Origin of the sequence: Streptomyces sp., from assembly GCF_036524955.1 — a bacterium.
Classification (GTDB): Bacteria; Actinomycetota; Actinomycetes; order Streptomycetales; family Streptomycetaceae; genus Actinacidiphila.
Genome location: NZ_DATDBG010000143.1, coordinates 39,726 through 60,579 on the forward strand (window position 1 = coordinate 39,726; position 20,854 = coordinate 60,579).

Genomic DNA, 20,854 nt, shown 5'->3' on the forward strand with positions numbered 1-20,854 from the left:
GCGCAGCCCTCGGCATCGGGGAGAATGGGCGCATGAGCGCTCGTACCCCCTCCGCCGGAACCCCGCCCCACCGGTCAGGCTTCGCCTGCTTCGTCGGACGGCCCAACGCCGGCAAGTCCACCCTCACGAACGCTCTGGTCGGGCAGAAGGTGGCGATCACCTCCAACCGGCCGCAGACCACCCGGCACACCGTGCGCGGCATCGTGCACCGGCCCGACGCGCAACTCGTCCTGGTCGACACCCCCGGCCTGCACAAGCCCCGCACCCTGCTCGGCGAACGTCTCAACGACGTGGTGCGCACCACCTGGGCGGAGGTGGACGTGATCGGCTTCTGCCTGCCCGCCGACCAGAAACTCGGGCCCGGCGACACGTACATCGCGCGCGAGCTGGCCGGGATCAGGAAGACCCCGAAGGTCGCCATCGTCACCAAGACGGACCTGGTGGACTCCAAGCAGCTCGCCCAGCAGCTCATCGCCGTCGACAAGCTCGGCCGCGACCTGGGCCTGGAGTGGGCGGAGATCGTGCCGGTCTCCGCGGTCGGCGAAGTAGGAGGGGCGGGACGCGGTCCCTCGGACAGGGGTGGTGGCGGGCGACGGGCGGGCCAGGTCTCGCTGCTGGCCGATCTGCTGGTCCCGCTGCTCCCGGAGGGCCCCCAGCTCTACGCCGAGGGCGACCTCACCGACGAGCCCGAGCAGGTCATGGTCGCCGAGCTGATCCGTGAAGCCGCGCTGGAGGGCGTACACGACGAGCTGCCGCACTCCATCGCGGTCGTGGTCGAGGAGATGCTGCCCCGCGAGGGCCGCCCCGCCGACCGCCCGCTCCTCGACATCCACGCCAACCTCTACATCGAGCGCCCCAGCCAGAAGGGCATCATCATCGGCCCCAAGGGCGCCCGCCTCAAGGAGGTCGGCTCCAAGTCCCGCCACCACATCGAAGCGCTCCTGGGCACGCCCGTCTTCCTCGACCTCCACGTGAAGGTGGCGAAGGACTGGCAGCGCGACCCCAGGCAACTGCGGAAACTCGGCTTCTGAGCCGGGCGCGGCCGGCGGCACCGACTCAATCGTGTCCGCGGGAGCGACAGCCGGGCCGCGGTGGGGCATCGTGGAGAACGGGTGCGCCGCGACCCGGCGCCCGCGGAGTGAGAGGACGGGACGGGACGATGACGGTGAAGATCCTTCTGGTGACCGGGGACGCGGCCGAGTCCCTGGAAGTGCTGTACCCGTACCAGCGGTTGCGGGAGGAGGGCTACGCGGTCGAGATCGCCGCGCCGGCGGTCAAGAAACTGCGGTTCGTGGTGCACGACTTCGAAGACGGCTTCGACACCTACACCGAGAAGCCCGGCTACACATGGCCGGCGGACCTCGCCTTCGAGGACGTCGACCCGGCGGCGTACGCGGCACTGGTCATCCCGGGCGGCAGGGCGCCCGAATACCTGCGCAACGACCCGAAACTGCGGCGGATCGTCGAGCACTTCTTCCACGAGGGCAAGCCCGTCGCCCAGATCTGCCACGGCCCGCAGATCTCCGCGGCGGCGGGCGTGCTGTCCGGTCGGCGCAGCGCCGCCTATCCGGCGCTCGAACCGGACGTCCTGGCGGCGGGGGCGGAGTACCAGGACGGCGACGCGGTGGTGGACGGCACGCTCGTCTCCGCGCGTGCCTGGCCCGACCACCCGGGCTGGATGCGGGCCTTCATCGACGTGCTGCGGAAGACGGCACCGCTCGACTGAGCCGGCTTACGCGCCCTCGGACAGGACCGCCTGCACGAGTTCACGCTGGGCGGGCGTGAGGTGCGGGTCGGCGAAGTGGACGGTGCGGCCCGCGGCGGCGATCTCGTAGCTGAAGCCGTCCGGAACGCCGGGGGCGGGCCGGGCCGGAGCGGCGGAGACCACCTCGCGGGCCAGGGATTCGAGGTGGGGCCCGTCCGGGCGGCCGGAGGTCTCCAGCACCGCCCGGCGGGGAATCCCGGCGAAGCCGCCCGTGCGGGTCACTTCGATGCGCACGGGCGCTCCCTCGGTTCAGGCCTCCTGCGGCTGCGCGGGCGGCTGCTGGCGCGGCACCTCCGCCGAACCGGCCGTCGCGGTGCCGCTCTTCGCAGCGACCGTAACACCCACCTGCTCCCACGACTCGACCACCGCGGAAAGTTCGGAGCCCTCCCCGTAGCGGGCCTTCGCCGCCGCCGCGGTGGCCGCCGCGAACTCCGCGAAGTCCGCGCGGGCGGACACGGCGCCGCCGGTGAGCGTGTCGTACCAGATCCGGCCCGCGTCCTCCCAGGCGTTGCCGCCGAGCGCGGTGGCCAGCAGGTAGAACGCGCGGTTCGGGATGCCGGAGTTGATGTGCACGCCGCCGTTGTCCTGCGACGTGTGTACGTAGTCGTCCATCGTGGCCGGCTGCGGGTCCTTGCCCAGGCGCGGGTCGTCGTACGCCGTGCCCGGCTCCTTCATCGACCGCAGGGCCACGCCCCGCACGCCCGGCGCGAGCAGGCCCGCGCCGATCAGCCAGTCGGCCTCCTGCGCGCTCTGCCCGAGCCCGTGCTGCTTGATGAGGCTGCCGAAGACGTCGGAGACGGACTCGTTGAGCGCGCCGGACTGCCCGTAGTACTCGAGGTTGGCGGTGTACTGGGTGACCCCGTGGGTGAGTTCGTGGCCGATGACGTCCACCGAGCTGGTGAAGTCCAGGAAGATATCGCCGTCGCCGTCGCCGAACACCATCTGCTCGCCGTTCCAGAAGGCGTTGTTGTAGTCCCGCAGATAGTGGACGGTGGCCACCAGCGGCAGCCCCCGGTCGTCGATCGAGTGCCGGGCGAACGCGTGCAGGTACGTCTCGAAGGTGGCGCCGAGGCCGTCGTACGCCCGGTTGACGCTCTGGTCCTTGGACGGCTTGTCGCCCTCGCCGCGCACCTTGCGGCCGGGCAGCGTGTCGTGGTGCTTCGCGTCGTGAACGGTGCGTCGCGGCTGGTCGGAGGAGGCGGCGGCGCGGTCCACGGCGGCGGCGCTCAGCGCCGTCGGGCCGAGCACCGTGGTCAGCCGGCGGCGGGTCCGCTCGCGGGCGTCGTGTTCGAGGGTGCGCCGGGCGGTGTCGGACAGCGCCCGGTCCTCCCCTCGCGCGAGCTGGTCGAGTACGTGCGGTGGCACGATCGTGCAGAAGACTCCCATGCAACGCAATGTGGCACGGTGATCACACACTGTCTGCGATTCTCCCGATGATTAGCGAAAATGAGCGAAAGATCATGTTTTTGCTGGACAGAGCCGTCCATCTTGCATACTGAGAGGAACTACGCACCGGAATGCGAGATGCCGCCGCGCTCGGTTAAGGTCGGACCCATCATGCGTTTCGGGCTGCTTCTTCTTAGCTGCCGCGGCGAGGGCCCGCAGTCGTAGGCCGACCCCCTCCCCGCGGAGTCGGGCGTTGTCCATGCCGCCGTCGGCTGCCCCGAGCGGATCCCCGAGGAGCCAGAGCCCCCATGACCATGAACCGTGTCGGCCGTGCCACGCCCGTCACCACCGCGACCGCCAGCCAGCGTCCCACGTCGATGCCGATCCACAGGTACGGGCGGTACGAGGCGGTGCACCTGCCCGACCGCACCTGGCCGGACGCCCGGATCACCAAGGCTCCCCGGTGGCTCTCCACCGACCTGCGGGACGGCAACCAGGCGCTGATCGACCCGATGTCGCCGGCCCGCAAGCGGGAGATGTTCGACCTGCTGGTGCGCATGGGCTACAAGGAGATCGAGGTCGGCTTCCCGTCCTCCGGGCAGACCGACTTCGACTTCGTACGCTCGATCATCGAGCAGGACGCGATCCCCGAGGACGTGACGATCTCCGTCCTGACCCAGGCCCGCGAGGAGCTGATCGAGCGGACTGTCGAATCGCTGGTCGGTGCTCGAAGGGCCACCGTGCACCTGTACAACGCCACCGCGCCGGTCTTCCGCCGGGTGGTCTTCCGCGGCACCCGCGAGCAGGTCCGGCAGATCGCGGTGGACGGCACCCGGCTGGTGATGGAGTACGCCGACAAGATCCTCGGCGAGGAGACGGTCTTCGGCTACGAGTACTCGCCGGAGATCTTCACCGACACCGAGCTGGAGTTCGCGCTGGAGGTCTGCGAGAGCGTGATGGACGTCTGGCAGCCCGAGGAGGACCGCGAGATCATCCTCAACCTGCCGGCCACCGTCGAACGCTCCACCCCCTCCACGCACGCCGACCGCTTCGAGTGGATGTCCCGCAACCTGTCGCGGCGCGAGTACATCTGCCTCTCCACGCACCCGCACAACGACCGCGGTACGGCGGTGGCCGCCGCCGAGCTGGCGGTGATGGCCGGCGCGGACCGGGTCGAGGGCTGCCTGTTCGGGCAGGGCGAGCGGACCGGCAACGTGGACCTGGTCACCCTGGGCATGAACCTCTTCAGCCAGGGCGTGGACCCGCAGATCGACTTCTCGCAGATCGACGAGATCCGCCGGACCGCCGAGTACTGCGCCCAGATGGAGGTCCACCCCCGCCACCCGTACGTGGGCGACCTCGTCTACACCGCCTTCTCCGGCTCCCACCAGGACGCCATCAAGAAGGGCTTCGAGGCGATGGCGGCCGACGCCGCAGCCCAGGGCCGGACCGTGGACGAGATCGAGTGGGCGGTGCCGTACCTGCCGATCGACCCCAAGGACGTCGGCCGCTCCTACGAGGCCGTGATCCGGGTCAACTCGCAGTCCGGCAAGGGCGGTGTGGCGTACGTGCTGAAGAACGAGCACAAGCTCGACCTGCCCCGCCGCATGCAGATCGAGTTCTCCCGGATCATCCAGGCCAAGACCGACGACGAGGGCGGCGAGGTCACCCCGGGCCAGATCTGGTCGGTCTTCCAGGACGAGTACCTGCCCACCCCGGACAACCCGTGGGGCCGGATCTCGCTGCGCTCCGCGCAGACCTCCACCTCCAGCGACGGCACCGACGCCCTCACCGTCGAGGCCGTGGTGGACGGCGAGGAGACCGTGCTCACCGGTACCGGCAACGGCCCGATCTCCGCGTTCTTCGACGCGCTGGGCTCCATCGGCGTGGACGCCCGGCTGCTGGACTACTCCGAGCACACCCTGAGCGAGGGCGCCTCGGCGCAGGCCGCCTCCTACATCGAGTGCGCGATCGACGGCCACGTGCTGTGGGGTATCGGCATCGACCCCAACACCACCCGCGCCTCCCTCCAGGCCGTGGTCTCCGCCGTCAACCGTGCGGGCCGCTGACCCAGTCTTCCGGGTGAACGTGCGGGGACGGGTCCGGCCGCGGCCGTCGCGGCCGGACCCGCCTTGTCCGCGGCTTCGCAGCTCGGCGGGGCAGCCGTCGACGCGGCGCCGGACGGCGACGAAGGCGAATTGGCCCCGTACGTGGTACTGACTGCACGTCACCACTGTGGCTAACATCGCGGCAGTACGGCACCGTGGCCGGGGCGTCCTCGCGCACCCATGGGCGGGATTGGTGCGTACCGGGACGAAGACGGCCGGAGGGTGCAGCGTGAAGAGGCTGGGGCTGTGTATCTGGGGTGTGCGGACGGCCTGGCACACGGAGGGCGACGGCGAGTTCTTCTGCCCCGAGTGCGGCGGCGACCGCGCCTACCACCGCAGAACCGGCACCCGGCGGCTGACCTTACTGGGCATGCCCCTGCTCAACCGCGGCTCGGCCGGCACCGTCATCGAATGCACCGCCTGCCACCGGCAGTACGGTCCGGAGGCGCTGCTCCGGCCCACCACCACGCGTTTCTCCGCGATGCTGCGTGACGCGGTGCACACCATCGCGCTCGCCGTCCTCACCGCCGGCGGCGCCTCCGGCCGCCCGGCCCGCGAGGCCGCGGTCGGCGCGGTCCGCTCGGCCGGCTTCACCGACTGCACGGAAGACCAGCTCCTCGGCCTCCTCGCCGCGATCGTCGCCGACGAGGGCCGCTACCGGGCGGCCTCCACCGAACTGGGCCCCGACTCCTTCGCGGGCGACGCCGTCGAGGGCTGCGGCGGTTGGCTCTCCATCGAGCTCCACGAAGCGCTCGAACCGCTCACCGACCACCTCCTTCCCCAGGGCCGCGAACGCGTCCTCCTCCAGGGCGCCCACATCGCCCTCGCCGACGGCCCCTACCTCCCCGCCGAACGCGAAGTCCTCGAATCCGTCGGCCGCTGCCTCTCCATCCCCCTCCCCGACATCGACCGCCTCCTCGCCGCCGCGGCCACCACCTCCTGACGCCTGACCCCCTTCCCCCTGGCTGCCCCACCCACCGGTCGCCCCCCACCGGCCGGTCCACCGACCCACCTGTCGCACCCGTCGACCAGCCCACCGACCCACGTGCCGTCCCCGTTGACCGGTCCACCACCCACGTGTCGCTCCTCGGAAGGGCGGCGGTCGGAGGTGGCTGGGCCCGACGAGCCGCAGAGGGAGAGGGCGCGGGTCGGAGGGGCAGGCGTCCGGAACACTTACGTGTATGTGCGGGCCGCCAGGCCCGTGCCTACACGACGCCGGACCCCTGCCCCGGAGGGCCCGGACCCCGGCGCGCCTACTCCCCACGGAGTACCGACCCCCCCCCGTGAGACCCCCGGAGTACCCCCCGGTTCGGCCGCCGGCCCGACGTACCACCCCCGCCCCGTCCGGGACGCTGGTCCGGTGACCACGACAACGAAGCGCCACGCCCTGCCCTGGAACGTGCTCGGCCTGCGGATCGTCGTCCTCGCCGTTGCCGGCCTCTTCGCGGGCAGGCTGAGCGGCGTCAAGCACGACGACGCCGTCGACCACCCGTCGGCGAGCGCCCAGTCCACGCAGGTCGGCAAGGTCCGGCGGACCATGCCCGGCGGCGGCGCCACCGACCTCGTCCTGGTCCACGAACGCACGTCCCCCGGCGGTGACGACCACCCGCACTCCGGGGAACCGGTCACCGCCGGGCCCCGGCCCGCCCCGCAGCCGGGGTGAGGCCCGCCCCACCCCGTGATCCGGCCTGCCCGGGCGTCCGCAGCCCCCGCGAGGACACCCGGGCCGGCCCCCGAGGTCCACACGGTCACCACGCACCCGCGTCACAACGTCAGCAAGCCGTCACCGTCACCGAGACCCCCGCAGAACCGTCCGGTCACCGACAAGTCCGCGACAACTCCGCTCCCGACCGCCCGCCGATCACGGAGGATGAAAGCGTGTCCCTCAGCCTCGCGCTCCGGCGCGCACCCGTAGTGCCCGCGATCGGCAGGCCGCGCGTCTCGCCCGGTGACCTGGGCTTCGCCGCGCTCGTGTTCGTGGTGGAGGCGGCGCTCGCGGCCACCATGCCCGAGGAGATCGGCGGCCACCGCCCGGACTTCCTCGGGTGGACCCTGCTGCTGGCCGGCTCGGCGGTGCTGGCCTGGCGGCGGCTGTACCCGATGTGGACCATGATCGGCATGGTCGTGACCGTGGCGCCGTACCACTACCTGGAGAACATCCAGAGCGCGCCGTTCCCGTCCACCATGGTCGCCCTCTACGCGCTGGCCGTCGCCGGTCCGCCGGTCCGCACCTTCCTGGTGCTGCCCACCGTGATCGGCACGATGGTCGGCGTGATGTCCACCATAGGCAAGCCCAACGCGAGCACCGACATGCTGCAGAGCGCCGGCTGGATCGTGGCCGTCGCGGTGGCCGGCGAGGTGGTGCGGATGCACCGCAACTACGTGGCCGCCATCGTGGAGCGCGCCGAACGGGCCGAGCGCACCCGCGAGGAGGAGGCCGCCCGGCGGGTCGCCGAGGAGCGGCTGCGGATCGCCCGCGACCTGCACGACCTGCTCGCCCACAGCATCACCCTGATCGGCGTGCAGACCTCGGTGGCCGCGCACATCCTGGTCGCCGACCCCGGCCGGCTGGACCGCACCGCGGTGGCCGGCGCACTGGACACCATCGCGGACACCTGCCGGGAGGCCCGCGCCGAGCTGCGCACCACCCTGCGGGTGCTGCGCGCGGACGGCGACGGGCCGCTGCCCGACCTGGCCGGCATCCCGGCGCTGACCAAGGCGGCGGAGGCGGCCGGCGCCCAGGTGGAGCTGACCGTGGACATCGGTTCCGAGCCGGTGCCGCCCGCGGTCGGCGCCGCCGCGTACCGGATCGTGCAGGAGTCGCTGACCAACGCGGTACGGCACGCGGGCGCGCCCAGCCCGCGGGTGAACGTCCGGGTGGACCGGCTGGGCCCGGCCCTCCACCTGCGGGTGGAGGACAACGGCCGGCCCGTGAAACCCTCGGGGGGCGTACGCACCGAGGGCTTCGGCATCGTCGGCATGCGGGAACGGGCCCGCAGCGTCGGCGGCACCCTCACCGCGGGGCCGCGCCCCGACGGGCCGGGCTTCGCGGTCACCGCCGAGCTGCCGTTCACCGTGGACCACCGGGGGGACCACAGATGACCACGCCCGAGCCCATCCGGGTACTGCTCGCCGACGACCAGACGCTGGTACGCGCCGCGTTCGCGATGCTGGTCGAGTCGGCTCGCGACATGGCGGTGGTCGGACAGGCCGGGAACGGCCTGGAGGCGGTCGGACTGGCCCGCAGCGCCCGCGCCGACGTGATCGTCATGGACATCCGGATGCCGGAGATGGACGGTATCGAGGCGACCCGCCGGATCGCCGCGGACGACGACCTGGCGGGGGTGCGCATCCTCGTGCTCACCACCTACGACGACGACGAGCACGTGGTCGCGGCGCTGCGCGCGGGCGCGTCCGGCTTCCTGGTCAAGGACACCAAGCCCGCGGACCTGCTGGACGCGATCCGTACCGTGGCGGCCGGCGACTCGCTGCTGTCGCCGGGGCCCACCGCCCGGCTGATCGCCCGGGTGCTCCGGCTGCCCGACCGGCCGCAGGTCAGCGCCCCGGCCCCGGCCCGGCTGGCGGGTCTGTCGGAACGGGAACGCGAAGTGCTCACGCTGGTCGCCCGCGGCCTGAACAACGCCGAGGCGGGCGAGGCCCTGGGCCTCAGCCCGCTCACCGCCAAGACCCACGTCAGCCGGATCATGGGCAAGCTGGGCGCCCGCGACCGCGCGCAACTGGTCATCGCGGCCTACGAGTCGGGGCTGGTGGCACCGGGCGCGGACCGCTGAGCGGCGCCTCACGGAGCAGGGCACGGGCCGGGGCCCTGGGGCGGGGCCGCGGTCCGCGGCCGTCCCGCGGTACGCGAGAATGGGCCCATGAGCCTGTTCCGCGACGACGGCATCGTGCTGCGCACCCAGAAGCTGGGTGAGGCGGACCGGATCATCACGCTGCTGACCCGGCGCAACGGCCGGGTGCGGGCGGTGGCCAGGGGCGTGCGGCGCACCAAGTCCAAGTTCGGGGCGCGACTGGAACCGTTCAGCCATGTCGACGTGCAGTTCTTCGCCCGCGGCGGGGAACTGGTCGGCCGCGGCCTGCCGCTGTGCACGCAGGGCGAGACCATAGCGCCGTACGGCGGCGCCATCGTCACCGACTACGAGCGGTACACCGCGGGCACCGCCATGCTGGAGACCGCCGAACGGTTCACCGACCACGAGGGCGAACCCGCAGTACAGCAGTACCTGCTGCTGGTCGGGGCCTTGCGCACCCTCGCGGCGGGCGAGCACGAACCCCGGCTGGTCCTGGACGCCTTCCTGTTGCGCTCGCTGGCCGTCAACGGCTACGCGCCCAGCTTCGACGACTGCGCGAAGTGCGGCATGGCCGGGCCGAACCGGTTCTTCTCGGTCGGCGCGGGCGGCGTCGTCTGCGGCGACTGCCGGGTGCCCGGCAGCGTCGTACCCTCACGGGAGGCACTGGAACTGCTCGGCGCGCTGCTGGGCGGCGACTGGGAGACCGCGGACGCCTGCGAGCCCCGCCACTGCCGTGAGGGCAGCGGGCTGGTCGCGGCCTACCTCCAGTGGCACCTGGAACGCGGGCTGCGATCGCTGCGGTTCGTGGAGAAGTAGCGCCACGGTTCGTCGTGAAGCGGCGACGGGCAGTAGCGTCAGGAAGCAGCGGCACCCCCACTGTCAGGAACACCGTCAGGAGAAGTACCACCATGGCACGTCGCGGGATTCTGGCCCGAACCCGAACCTCGTACCGGACGCCCGACCCGCACCCGTCCGGCGCGCGGCCCCCCAAGATCCCGGGGGAACTGGTGCCCCGGCACGTCGCCGTCGTGATGGACGGCAACGGCCGCTGGGCCAAGGAGCGCGGCCTGCCCCGCACCGAGGGCCACAAGGTCGGCGAGGGCGTGGTCATGGACGTGCTCAAGGGGTGCCTGGAGCTCGGCGTCAGGAACCTGTCGCTGTACGCCTTCTCGACCGAGAACTGGAAGCGCTCGCCGGAGGAGGTGCGCTTCCTGATGAACTTCAACCGGGACGTCATCCGCCGCCGCCGCGACGAGATGGACGAACTGGGCATCCGCATCCGCTGGGTGGGCCGGATGCCGAAGATGTGGAAGTCCGTGGTCCAGGAGCTCCAGGTCGCCCAGGAGCAGACCGTCGGCAACGACGCGATGACCCTCTACTTCTGCGTCAACTACGGCGGTCGCGCCGAGATCGCCGACGCGGCCCAGGCGCTCGCCCGCGACGTGGCCGCCGGCCGCCTCGACCCGGCCAAGGTCAACGAGAAGACCTTCGCGAAGTACCTCTACTACCCGGACATGCCGGACGTCGACCTCTTCCTGCGTCCCAGCGGCGAACAGCGCACCTCCAACTACCTCATCTGGCAGAGCAGCTACGCGGAAATGGTCTTCCAGGACGTCCTGTGGCCCGACTTCGACCGCCGCGACCTCTGGCGGGCCTGCCTGGAGTACGCCCAGCGCGACCGCCGTTTCGGCGCCGCGCAGGCCTGACCGGCCGGTGCGCCCCAACGGGCGCGGCGCGCACCACGACGGTGCCGCGGTCCGGCCCCCACCGGCCGGCGCCCGCCCCGGTCGTGCCGGGCACCGGCCGGTGGGGCCGGTCGCGCGGGTGCGCCCCCCGACGGGTCCGCGCACCCCGTGTCGGGGGGCGCCGAAGGGGCGCCCTACTCCCCGGTGGCCGGCCCGGTAGCGCACTCCGCACAGGTGCCGAAGATCTCGACGGTGTGGGCGACGTCCACAAAACCGTGCTCGGAGGCGATCGTGTCAGCCCACTTCTCGACGGCGGGGCCCTCGACCTCGACCGCCTTGCCGCAGGCGCGGCAGACCAGGTGATGGTGGTGGCCGCCGCCCGAGCAGCGGCGGTAGACCGACTCGCCGTCGCCGGTGCGGAGCACATCGATCTCGCCGGCGTCGGCGAGCGACTGGAGGGTGCGGTAGACCGTGGTGAGGCCCACCGAGTCACCGCGGTGTCTGAGGATGTCGTGCAGGTCCTGCGCGCTGCGGAACTCGTCGACCTCTTCGAGGGCCGCCGCCACCGCCGCCCGCTGCCGGGTCGAACGGGCGCGCACGGGGTGGTTCGCGGTGGTCACCGGCTTACCTCCTCCTGGGTCGTTATCGTGCACCTGTCCGGACGGCTCCATTGTGCCAGCCGCGCCCGCGGGGAATCTGCCCCGCGCGGCGGGCTACGCGAACGGCGCCCCGGCCGTCTCACCCGCCCGTAGGTCCGGGTCCCGTACGTCGGCGTTCCGTACGTCGGTCCGCGCGTCGGCGGTCCGCACCTCGACGTCCAGCGCGCCGCCCTCCGGCCGGGCGGCGGGTGCCGCCCGGCGCGCCCGGCGGGCCGCCAGCGGCGCCGCGAGCAGCGCGAAGAGCAGGAACACCGCCATCGAGGCGAGCACGATGCTCGATCCCGGCGGCACGTCCTGGTAGTACGAGAACGTCGTGCCGGCCAGCGACACCACCGTCCCGATGGTCATGGCGAGCGCGAGCGTCCCCGCGAACCCCTTGGTGACCTGCTGCGCGGCGGCCACCGGGATCACCATCAGCGCGCTGACCAGCAGCAGCCCGACCGCCCGCATCGCCACCGTGACCGTGACCGCCGCGGTCAGCGCGAGCAGCAGGTTCAGCGCCCGCACCGGCAGCCCGCTGACCCGCGCGAACTCCTCGTCCTGGCAGACCGCGAACAGGTGCCGCCGCAGGCCCAGCACCACCAGCAGCACGAACACCGCCAGCCCGGCCATCGGCGGGATGTCCTGCGGCGAGACCGTGCTGATCGAGCCGAACAGGTAGGAGGTGAGGTTCGCGTTGGAGCCGTTCGGCGCCAGGTAGATGATCATCACACCGCCGGCCATGCCGCCGTAGAACAGCATGGCCAGCGCGATGTCGCCGCGCGCCCTGCCGTACCAGCGGATCAGCTCCATCGCGACGGCGCCGAGCGCGGAGACCAGGACGGCCATCCACACCGGGCTGACCCGGAGCAGGAAGCCGAGCGCGACGCCGGTCAGTGCCACGTGGCCGATGCCGTCGCCCATCAGGGACTGGCGGCGCTGGACCAGGAAGGTGCCGACCGCCGGCGCGGTGACGCCGACCAGCAGGGCGGCGAGCAGGGCCCGTTGCATGAAGGCGTAGTTCAGGATGTCCATCAGACCGCCATCCCCGTCCGGTCTTCTTCCAGCGCGTGCGGGTGGACGTGATCGTGGCCGGGCAGGGCGTGCTGCCCGACCCCCTTCGGCGGCCCGCCCGTGTAGCAGACGCTGCCGTCCCGCAGCACCACCGCCCGGTCGATCAGCGGCTCCAGCGGCCCGAGTTCGTGCAGCACCAGCAGGACGGTGGCGCCGCCGGCGACCTGCTCGCGCAGGGTGGCGGCGAGCACGTCCTGGCTGGCCAGGTCGACTCCGGCCATGGGCTCGTCCATGATCAGCAGCTCGGGTTCGGCGGCGAGCGCGCGGGCGATCAGGACTCGCTGGTGCTGGCCGCCGGAGAGCGCGTCCACCGGGTCCTTCGCCCGGTCGGCCAGGCCCACCAGGCCGATCGCCCGGTCCACGGCCGCCCGGTCGGCGCGGCCCGGGAAGCGCAGCCCGGTACGGGCCAGCCGCCCGGAGGAGACCACCTCGCGTACGGTCGCGGGCACCCCGCCGGCCGCGGTGGTGCGCTGCGGTACGTACCCGAGCCGCGCCCACTGCCGGAACCGGGCACCCGGCGTGCCGAACAGCTCCCACGTACCGGAGGTGAGCCGCACCTGGCCGACCACCGCCCGTACCGCCGTCGACTTGCCCGAGCCGTTGGCGCCGAGCAGCGCCACCACCTCGCCGCGCCCGACGGTCAGATCGACGCCGCGCAGCACCGGCCGCGCGCCGAGCGAGGCGCTGGCGTCGCGGAGTTCCACCACCGTGTCCGCAGTCATGGTCGTCATGTGTGGTCCCAAGTCCTTACTCCAGTCCTTGCTTCGCACCGAGCGCCGCCTGGAGCGCCTTGAGGTTACTGCGCTGCACCTGGAGGTAGTCGGTGCCCCGGGACGTGGACGTGATGCCCTCGACCGGGTCGAGTACGTCGGTCTTCACTCCGAGGTCGCCGGCCAGTGACTTCGCGGTCTTGTCGCTGACCAGCGTCTCGAAGAAGACGGTGGTGACGTGTTTCTTTCCGGCCAGGTCCTGGAGCGCCTTCATCCGGGCCGCGCTCGGCTCGCTCTCCGGGTCGATGCCGTTGATCGCCTCCTGTACCAGGCCGTAGCGCTCGGCGAGGTAGCCGAAGGCGGCGTGGGTGGTGACGAAGGTGTCGGAGGAACGGTTCTTCAGCCCCTCGCGGAACTCGGTGTCCAACGCGGTCAGCTTGCCGACCAGAGCGTCGGTGTTCTTGGCGTACGTCGCCGCGTTCGCCGGATCGGCCTGCGCCAGGGCCGTGCCGACGCCCTTGGCGACCTCGGCGTACTTCACCGGGTCCAGCCAGATGTGCGGGTCGGCACCGGCGCCCTCCCCGGCGCCGGTGCCGTTGTCGCCCGTGGCGTGGTGCCGGCCGTCCACCTCGGTGCCGTGGTCCGCCAGCGTGGTGAGCTTCGCGGCGTCCACGGTGTTCTTGACACCGGACTGCTCGATCGCGGCGTCCATCGCGGGCTGGACGCCGTGCAGGTAGACGATCACGTCCGCCTCCCCGAGGGCGGCGATCTGCCGGGGGGCGAGTTCCAGGTCGTGCGGCTCGACGCCCGGCTTGGTGAGGTCGGTCACGCTGACGCGGTCGCCGCCTATCTGCGCGGCCAGGTACTCCAGCGGATAGAAGGACGCGGTGACCCTCAGCCTTCCGCCGTTCTTGGCGTCCTGGGCGCCCGCCGACGCGGGGTCGGAGCACGCGGCGAGGGCCGGCAGGGCGAGCGCGGCGGCTCCGGCGAAGGCGGCGGCCGATATCAGACGGCGACTGTTGTTCATGAGTACCATTTTCAGCTTAACTGGAAACGATTGTCAATTGCCGCTCGCGGTGGGGCTGGTGCGATCCCCGGTGCCGCTCGGGGCGCCGGGGATCGCGGCTCGTCCTTGCAGCCCGCCGAACGGATTTGATATGCGCCCCGCACACGCCGGTAATCTGGGACAACTGACCGCTTCGTCGTACTGAAGAGAGCACCGTGGCCGCCGACAAGATCGACACCATCGTCAGCCTGAGCAAGCGCCGTGGCTTCGTTTTCCCGAGCAGTGAGATCTACGGTGGCTCGCGCGCCGCCTGGGACTACGGGCCGCTGGGCGTCGAGCTCAAGGAGAACATCAAGCGCCAGTGGTGGCGTGCCATGGTGACCTCGCGCGACGACGTGGTGGGACTCGACTCCTCGGTGATCCTGGCCCCCGAGGTGTGGGTCGCCTCCGGCCACGTCGCCACCTTCTCCGACCCGCTCACCGAGTGCACCTCCTGCCACAAGCGGTTCCGCGCCGACCACCTGGAGGAGGCGTACGAGGCCAAGCACGGCCGCCTCCCGGCGAACGGCCTCGCCGACGTCAACTGCCCGCACTGCGGCACCAAGGGTGCGTTCACCGAGCCCAAGCAGTTCTCCGGCATGCTCCAGACGCACCTCGGCCCGACCCAGGACGCCGGCTCCGTCGCCTACCTGCGGCCCGAGACCGCGCAGGGCATCTTCGTCAACTTCGCCCAGGTGCAGACCACGTCGCGCCGCAAGCCGCCGTTCGGCATCGCCCAGATGGGCAAGTCGTTCCGCAACGAGATCACGCCCGGCAACTTCATCTTCCGCACCCGCGAGTTCGAGCAGATGGAGATGGAGTTCTTCGTCAAGCCGGGCGAGGACGAGAAGTGGCACGAGTTCTGGATGCAGGAGCGCTGGAACTGGTACACCGGCCTCGGTATCCGCGAGGAGAACATCCGCTGGTACGAGCACCCCAAGGAGAAGCTCTCCCACTACAGCAAGCGGACCGTGGACATCGAGTACCGGTTCAACTTCGGCGGCCAGGAGTTCAGCGAGCTGGAGGGCGTGGCCAACCGCACCGACTTCGACCTCTCGGCCCACTCCAAGGGCTCCGGCCAGGACCTCTCCTACTTCGACCAGGAAGCCGGCGAGCGCTGGTTCCCGTACGTCATCGAGCCGGCGGCCGGCGTCAACCGCGCGATGCTGGCGTTCATGCTCGACGCGTACAACGAGGACGAGGCGCCCAACGCGAAGGGCGTCATGGAGAAGCGCACGGTCATGCGGCTCGACCCGCGCCTGGCCCCGGTGAAGGTGGCCGTCCTGCCGCTCTCCCGCAACCCCGAGCTCTCCCCGAAGGCGAAGGGCCTGGCCACGGCGCTGCGCGCGAACTGGAACATCGAGTTCGACGACGCCGGCGCGATCGGGCGCCGCTACCGCCGCCAGGACGAGATCGGCACGCCGTTCTGCGTCACGGTGGACTTCGACACCCTGGACGACAACGCGGTCACCGTCCGGGAACGCGACACGATGGTCCAGGAGCGGGTGTCCCTGGATCAGGTCGAGGGGTACCTAGCCACTCGCCTGCGGGGTTGTTGACCCCGGAAGGCCCTTGAAAGCCCCGGCCATCGCCGGGCGGACTCGGTCGGTCCGCCCGGCGGTTTCCAGCCCGAAGGCCGGGGCGCCCCGCGGGGGCGCGGGGAACCGCGTGCCCATGCGCGACCGGTGTGTGCCGGTCCGAGCGGTGGGGGTCGGCGCCATCGGCCAGTGCGGCGGTCAGTGCGGTCAGTGCGCCCGGGCCGCGATCCGCGGCTCCTCCGCCTCCGGTGCCAGCAGCTCCGCGGTGCGCTCCGCGGTGGCGCGGGCCCAGCGGCCGGAGGTGAGGGTGCCGACGAGGAGGACGGACAGGCCGCAGCCGACGACGATCCACCAGGCGGCCGTGTGCAGGCCGGCGGCGAGCGCCGCGCCGATCACGGCGACGCCGAGGGACTGGCCGACCTGCCGGCTGGTGGAGGCGACCGCCGCGGCGACCCCGGCCTGGCTGCGCGGCATCCCGGACACCGCGGTGTTGGTGATCGGCGCGTTGACCAGACCGAAGCCGATGCCGAACAGGACGTACGAGGTGAACAGCGGCGCGTTGGCGGACTGCGCGTCCAGCGCCGCGAAGAGGACGCCGCTCGCCGTCATGCAGGTGCCCGCCAGGACCAGGGAGAGCCGTGGTCCCCTGGCGCCGACCAGCCGCCCGGACAGCGGCGCGAAGAACAGCGTCATCAGTGCCATCGGCACCATGTAGAGGCCCGCGTCCAGGGCGGACAGGCCGCGCTCGTTCTGCAGGTAGAGCGTGTTGAGGAAGAGGAAGCCGCCGAGCGCCGCGAACGCGCTCACCGCTATCACCGTCGCGCCGCTGAACGGCGCGCTGCGGAAGAAGCGTATGTCGATCAGCGGATCGGTCCGCCGCTTCTCGTACGCGACCAGGCTCGCCACCGCCGCCGCGGCCACCGCGAAGCACCCGGTGATCAGCGGCGAGGTCCACCCCGCGCCCGGCCCCTCGATGATTCCGTAGGTGAGTGTGCCCAGCGCCGCGACGACCAGCAGTTGCCCCACCGGGTCGACCCGTCGGGCCCGCGGCGCCCGGGACTCGGGGACGTACCGAGCGGTGAGCACCAGCGCGGCCAGCCCCACCGGCAGGTTGATCCAGAAGATCGACCGCCACCCGACCGACTCCACCAGCGCCCCGCCGACGATCGGCCCGGCCGCCATGCTGATCCCGACCACCCCGCCCCACACGCCGATCGCCCGCGCCCGCTCCCGCGGGTCGGTGAAGGTGTTGGTGATGATCGACATCGCCACCGGCGTGAGCATCGACCCGCCCGCCGCCTGCACCATCCGGAAGGCGATCAGCCAGCCGAGGCCGGGCGCGAGGCTGCACAGCAGTGAGCCGGCGGTGAACAGCACCAGACCGGTCTGGAAGATCCGTTTGCGCCCGACCCGGTCGGCCGTCGACCCGGCGAGCAGCAGCAGCGAGGCGATCACCACCAGGTACGCGTCGATCGTCCACTGCAACCCGGAGACGGTGGCGTGCAGGTCGTGCTGCATGGACGGCAGCGCGACGTTGAGAATCGTGTTGTCCAGGCTGACGATCAGCAGGCTCAGGCAGCAGATGGCGAGGACGAGCGTGCGGCGCCGCGAGGTCAGCTCGGGCATGCGTGCTCCCTGCGATGGTGGTACGGCCGGAACATGTTTACCGTACAACCATCTCGTACGGTCGCGGAGCGGGGTACGGAGGCCCGGCCGCGAGTGCCGTGCGGGACGTCCGGCCGTGAGCCCGTACGGGACACGCCGTGTGCGCGGTACGGGACAATGGACGCCATGACCGTTGACGCCACCCTGGCCCCGACCTCCGACACGGGTGCCGCCGCCCTCCGGATCGGCCCGCACACCGTGTGGCCGCCGGTCGTACTCGCCCCGATGGCCGGCATCACCAACGCCCCCTTCCGGACGCTGTGCCGGGAATTCGCCGAGGGCGAGCGGGGGTTCGGGGGCCGTCCCCCGACGGACCGCAGCGGTGGCGGCAAAGGGCTGTTCGTCAGCGAGATGATCACCACCCGGGCGCTGGTCGAGCGCAACGAGAAGACGATGCAGCTCATCCACTTCGACGCCACCGAGAGCCCACGCTCGATCCAGCTCTACGGCGTGGACCCGGTGACCGTCGGCAAGGCCGTCCGGATGATCGTGGACGAGGACCTGGCCGACCACATCGACCTCAACTTCGGCTGCCCGGTGCCGAAGGTGACCCGCAGGGGCGGCGGCTCCGCGCTGCCGTTCAAGCGCAACCTGCTCCGGTCGATCCTGCGCGAGGCGGTCGGCAACGCGGGCACGCTCCCCGTCACCATCAAGATGCGCAAGGGCATCGACGACGACCACCTGACCTATCTCGACGCGGGCCGGATCGCGGTCGAGGAGGGCGTCTCGGCGGTCGCGCTGCACGGCCGTACCGCCGCCCAGCACTACGGCGGCACCGCCGACTGGGACGCCATCGCCCGGCTCAAGGAGCACGTCCCGGAGATCCCGGTGCTCGGCAACGGCGACATCTGGTGTGCGGCGGACGCGGTGCGGATGATGGGGGTGACCGGCTGCGACGGGGTGGTCGTGGGACGGGGGTGCCTGGGGCGGCCGTGGCTCTTCGGCGATCTGGTGGCGGCGTTCGAAGGGGCCGGCTCCGGGGGATCCGGGAGTTCCGGTTCCGGCGGCTCCGCGGGGCCCGGGGGCTTTGGGCGTTCCGGTTCCGGCCTCTCCGCCGGCTCCGGGGGCTTCGGCGGTCCCTCCCGTGCCCCCGCGACGCCGCGTTTCGGCGAGGTCGCGGCCGTGATGCGGCGGCACGCCGAGCTCCTGGGCCAGTGGCTGGGCGACGAGTCGCGCGGGGTGGTGGACTTCCGCAAGCACGTGCCCTGGTACACCAAGGGCTTCTCGGTCGGCTCCGAGGCGCGCCGCGCCCTGGCCACCGCCTCCTCGCTCGCCGAACTCGACGATCACCTCGGCCGGTTGGACCACGACCAGCCGTGGCCCGCGCACGCCGACGGCCCGCGCGGCCGTACCGCCCCCGGCAAGCGTGTCGTCCTCCCGGACGGCTGGCTCAACGACCCCTACGAGTGCGCGGCCCTCGGCGAGGACGCGGAGGCGGACACCTCGGGCGGATGAGCGGCGCGCCGGGCCGCGACCGGTACCAGGATGCGTGGCCGCGTACAAGGGTCCGGAGCCGTGTACGCGGACCCCTGGCGTCTCGACCCCTGTGAACGTGCCCGCACCCTTCGGTGTGTCCACTATGTGAGATCGATCACCGTCGTGTCGCGTGATTCATGCCACGCTTGATAGTGATTGCGCTCAAACGAGCGCACATAAGAGCGCGACACTTCTCGAATGCGTAGTGCGGGGTGGGGTCGTGACTGCCTCCAACCGCTTGAGCCCACCCTCACTCACCGTGTCCGGAATCGTGGTGACGGTTCGCTCTCCGGCGTTCTCTGTTCGACTCGTGAACGGTTCTCGCGACCCCGGCGGTAAGCCGTTCGCTTTCGATGTGTCGGCAGACGGGCGGTTGCGCCCGTGTGTCGTGCTGACGCACGTACTGGATCGCCTTCGAGATGGGTACGCTCCCCGCCGTCAGGGCATTCAGGACGCGAGGAGTCGAAGACCCGTGTCGGCACGACAGAAGAAGCAGAAGCTCGTCTACGACTTCACTGAGGGCAACAAAGACCTCAAGGATCTGCTCGGCGGGAAGGGTGCGAACCTCGCCGAGATGACCAACCTCGGCCTGCCCGTCCCCCCGGGCTTCACCATCACCACCGAGGCGTGCAGGGTCTACCTGGAGTCCGGCGCCGAACCGCCCGCGCTCCGCGACGAGGTGAGTGCGCACCTCGACGCGCTGGAGCAGCGGATGGGCAAGAAGCTCGGCCAGCCGGACGACCCGCTGCTGGTGTCGGTGCGGTCGGGCGCGAAGTTCTCCATGCCCGGGATGATGGACACGGTCCTGAACATCGGCCTGTCCGACGCCTCGGTCGCGGGCCTGGCCGCGCAGTCCGGCAACGAGCGGTTCGCCTGGGACTCCTACCGCCGGCTGCTCCAGATGTTCGGCAAGACCGTGATGGGCGTGGACGGCGAACTGTTCGAGGAGGCGCTGGAGGAGGCCAAGCGGGCCGAAAGCGCCGACAGCGACCTCGGCCTGGACGCTCCGGCCCTGCGGCAGCTCGTGGCGGACTTCAAGTCGATCGTGGTCAAGGAGACCGGGCGGGAGTTCCCGCAGGAGCCGCGCGAGCAGATGGACCTCGCCGTCCGCGCGGTCTTCGACTCCTGGAACACCGACCGGGCCAAGCTCTACCGCCGCCAGGAACGTATCCCGCACGACCTCGGCACCGCCGTCAACATCTGTTCGATGGTCTTCGGCAACCTCGGCCCCGACTCCGGCACCGGCGTCGCCTTCACCCGCGACCCGGCCGGCGGCCACCAGGGCGTCTACGGCGACTACCTGCCGAACGCGCAGGGCGAGGACGTGGTGGCCGGCATCCGCAACACGGTGCCGCTCGCCGACCTCGAACAGATCGACAAGGCGTCGTACGACCAGCTCCTGAAGATCATGGAGACGCTGGAGACGCACTACAAGGACCTGTGCGACATCGAGTTCACCATCGAGCGCGGCCACCTGTGGATGCTCCAGACCCGGGTCGGCAAGCGGACCGCCGCCGCCGCGTTCCGGATCGCCACCCAACTCGTCGACCAGGGGCTGATCGACGAGGCCGAGGCGCTGCAGCGGGTCACCGGCGCACAGCTCGCCCAGCTGATGTTCCCGCGCTTCGACGACTCCGTCGCGGACAGCGGGTCGGTGCGGCGGATCGGCTGGGGCATCGCCGCCTCGCCCGGCGCCGCGGTCGGCAAGGCGGTCTTCGACTCGTACACCGCGGTCAAGTGGTCGCGCTCCGGCGAGCAGGTCATCCTCGTCCGCCGCGAGACCAACCCCGACGACCTGGGCGGCATGGTCGCCGCCGAGGGCATCCTCACCTCCCGCGGCGGCAAGACCTCGCACGCCGCGGTGGTCGCCCGCGGCATGGGCAAGACCTGCGTGTGCGGCGCCGAGTCGCTGCAGGTCGACTCGCAAGCGAAGGTCGCGGTATCGGCTGGTGTGA

Annotated in this window: 19 protein-coding genes; 12 read left to right on the plus strand and 7 right to left on the minus strand. The window is 71.7% G+C overall.

The features are described 5' to 3' along the window. Positions 1–32 precede the first annotated feature (32 nt). Together VIW71_RS11685 and VIW71_RS11690 are read left to right on the plus strand one after the other, a co-directional pair. Complete coding sequence (locus tag VIW71_RS11685) at positions 33–1,031, plus strand: GTPase Era (protein ID WP_331622032.1); 999 nt, start codon at positions 33–35, stop codon at positions 1,029–1,031. A 128-nt stretch (positions 1,032–1,159) separates the two neighbouring features. After that, a complete protein-coding gene (locus VIW71_RS11690; RefSeq protein WP_331622033.1) occupies positions 1,160–1,726 on the plus strand; it encodes a DJ-1/PfpI family protein in 567 nt (188 codons plus the stop codon). 6 nt (positions 1,727–1,732) lie between these two features. On the opposite strand, the gene VIW71_RS11695 is transcribed toward VIW71_RS11690, so the two are convergent. Then, positions 1,733–1,999, minus strand: coding sequence for a protealysin inhibitor emfourin (locus VIW71_RS11695; protein WP_331622034.1), 267 nt, complete (start codon positions 1,997–1,999; stop codon positions 1,733–1,735). 15 nt (positions 2,000–2,014) lie between these two features. Continuing rightward, positions 2,015–3,151, minus strand: coding sequence for a M4 family metallopeptidase (locus VIW71_RS11700; protein ID WP_331622035.1), 1,137 nt, complete (start codon positions 3,149–3,151; stop codon positions 2,015–2,017). 308 nt (positions 3,152–3,459) lie between these two features. On the opposite strand from VIW71_RS11700, the gene leuA reads away from it, so the two are divergent. From leuA to VIW71_RS11735, 7 genes are all read left to right on the plus strand, one after another. After that, positions 3,460–5,220, plus strand: a complete 1,761-nt coding sequence (gene leuA, locus VIW71_RS11705) for a 2-isopropylmalate synthase (RefSeq protein WP_331622036.1) — start codon at positions 3,460–3,462, stop codon at positions 5,218–5,220. 268 nt (positions 5,221–5,488) lie between these two features. Then, entirely contained in the window at positions 5,489–6,202 is a 714-nt protein-coding gene (locus VIW71_RS11710; RefSeq protein WP_331622037.1) for a TerB family tellurite resistance protein, read from the plus strand. A 417-nt stretch (positions 6,203–6,619) separates the two neighbouring features. Next, complete coding sequence (locus VIW71_RS11715) at positions 6,620–6,922, plus strand: hypothetical protein (protein WP_331622038.1); 303 nt, start codon at positions 6,620–6,622, stop codon at positions 6,920–6,922. A 215-nt stretch (positions 6,923–7,137) separates the two neighbouring features. After that, on the plus strand, positions 7,138–8,361 hold the full coding sequence (locus tag VIW71_RS11720; protein WP_414720730.1) for a sensor histidine kinase: 1,224 nt from the start codon (positions 7,138–7,140) through the stop codon (positions 8,359–8,361). Further along, positions 8,358–9,050: a response regulator transcription factor gene (locus tag VIW71_RS11725; RefSeq protein ID WP_331622039.1), complete on the plus strand. Its 693-nt coding sequence runs from the start codon at positions 8,358–8,360 to the stop codon at positions 9,048–9,050. Before VIW71_RS11720 ends, VIW71_RS11725 begins: the two co-directional genes overlap by 4 nt. 87 nt (positions 9,051–9,137) lie before the next feature. Then, positions 9,138–9,884 carry a DNA repair protein RecO gene (gene recO, locus VIW71_RS11730; RefSeq protein ID WP_331622040.1) on the plus strand — a complete coding sequence of 249 codons (747 nt, stop codon included), beginning with the start codon at positions 9,138–9,140 and terminating at the stop codon, positions 9,882–9,884. 92 nt (positions 9,885–9,976) lie between these two features. Continuing rightward, on the plus strand, positions 9,977–10,774 hold the full coding sequence (locus tag VIW71_RS11735; protein WP_331622041.1) for an isoprenyl transferase: 798 nt from the start codon (positions 9,977–9,979) through the stop codon (positions 10,772–10,774). A gap of 173 nt (positions 10,775–10,947) precedes the next feature. On the opposite strand, the gene VIW71_RS11740 is transcribed toward VIW71_RS11735, so the two are convergent. The 4 genes from VIW71_RS11740 to VIW71_RS11755 all read right to left on the minus strand — a co-directional run bounded on the left by VIW71_RS11740 (position 10,948) and on the right by VIW71_RS11755 (position 14,202). Next, positions 10,948–11,373 (minus strand): Fur family transcriptional regulator, encoded by a 426-nt coding sequence (locus tag VIW71_RS11740; RefSeq protein WP_331622042.1) that lies wholly within the window; start codon positions 11,371–11,373, stop codon positions 10,948–10,950. 93 nt (positions 11,374–11,466) lie between these two features. After that, a complete protein-coding gene (locus VIW71_RS11745) occupies positions 11,467–12,426 on the minus strand; it encodes a metal ABC transporter permease (RefSeq protein WP_331622043.1) in 960 nt (319 codons plus the stop codon). Continuing rightward, positions 12,426–13,196: a metal ABC transporter ATP-binding protein gene (locus tag VIW71_RS11750; RefSeq protein ID WP_331622044.1), complete on the minus strand. Its 771-nt coding sequence runs from the start codon at positions 13,194–13,196 to the stop codon at positions 12,426–12,428. The genes VIW71_RS11745 and VIW71_RS11750 overlap by 1 nt, the downstream gene beginning before the upstream one ends. Before the next feature lie 16 nt (positions 13,197–13,212). Next, complete coding sequence (locus VIW71_RS11755; RefSeq protein WP_331622045.1) at positions 13,213–14,202, minus strand: metal ABC transporter substrate-binding protein; 990 nt, start codon at positions 14,200–14,202, stop codon at positions 13,213–13,215. A gap of 194 nt (positions 14,203–14,396) precedes the next feature. Between VIW71_RS11755 and VIW71_RS11760 the strand changes: the two genes are divergently transcribed. Next, positions 14,397–15,779 carry a glycine--tRNA ligase gene (locus tag VIW71_RS11760; protein WP_331622046.1) on the plus strand — a complete coding sequence of 461 codons (1,383 nt, stop codon included), beginning with the start codon at positions 14,397–14,399 and terminating at the stop codon, positions 15,777–15,779. A 186-nt stretch (positions 15,780–15,965) separates the two neighbouring features. Here the strand turns inward: VIW71_RS11760 and VIW71_RS11765 are convergent, their stop codons facing one another. Continuing rightward, entirely contained in the window at positions 15,966–17,384 is a 1,419-nt protein-coding gene (locus VIW71_RS11765; RefSeq protein ID WP_331622047.1) for an MFS transporter, read from the minus strand. Between the two features lie 165 nt (positions 17,385–17,549). On the opposite strand from VIW71_RS11765, the gene dusB reads away from it, so the two are divergent. Together dusB and VIW71_RS11775 are read left to right on the plus strand one after the other, a co-directional pair. Continuing rightward, positions 17,550–18,878 carry a tRNA dihydrouridine synthase DusB gene (dusB, locus tag VIW71_RS11770; protein ID WP_331622048.1) on the plus strand — a complete coding sequence of 443 codons (1,329 nt, stop codon included), beginning with the start codon at positions 17,550–17,552 and terminating at the stop codon, positions 18,876–18,878. A 493-nt stretch (positions 18,879–19,371) separates the two neighbouring features. Next, a partial coding sequence (locus tag VIW71_RS11775; RefSeq protein ID WP_331622049.1) for a pyruvate, phosphate dikinase occupies positions 19,372–20,854 on the plus strand: 1,483 nt, incomplete at its 3' end.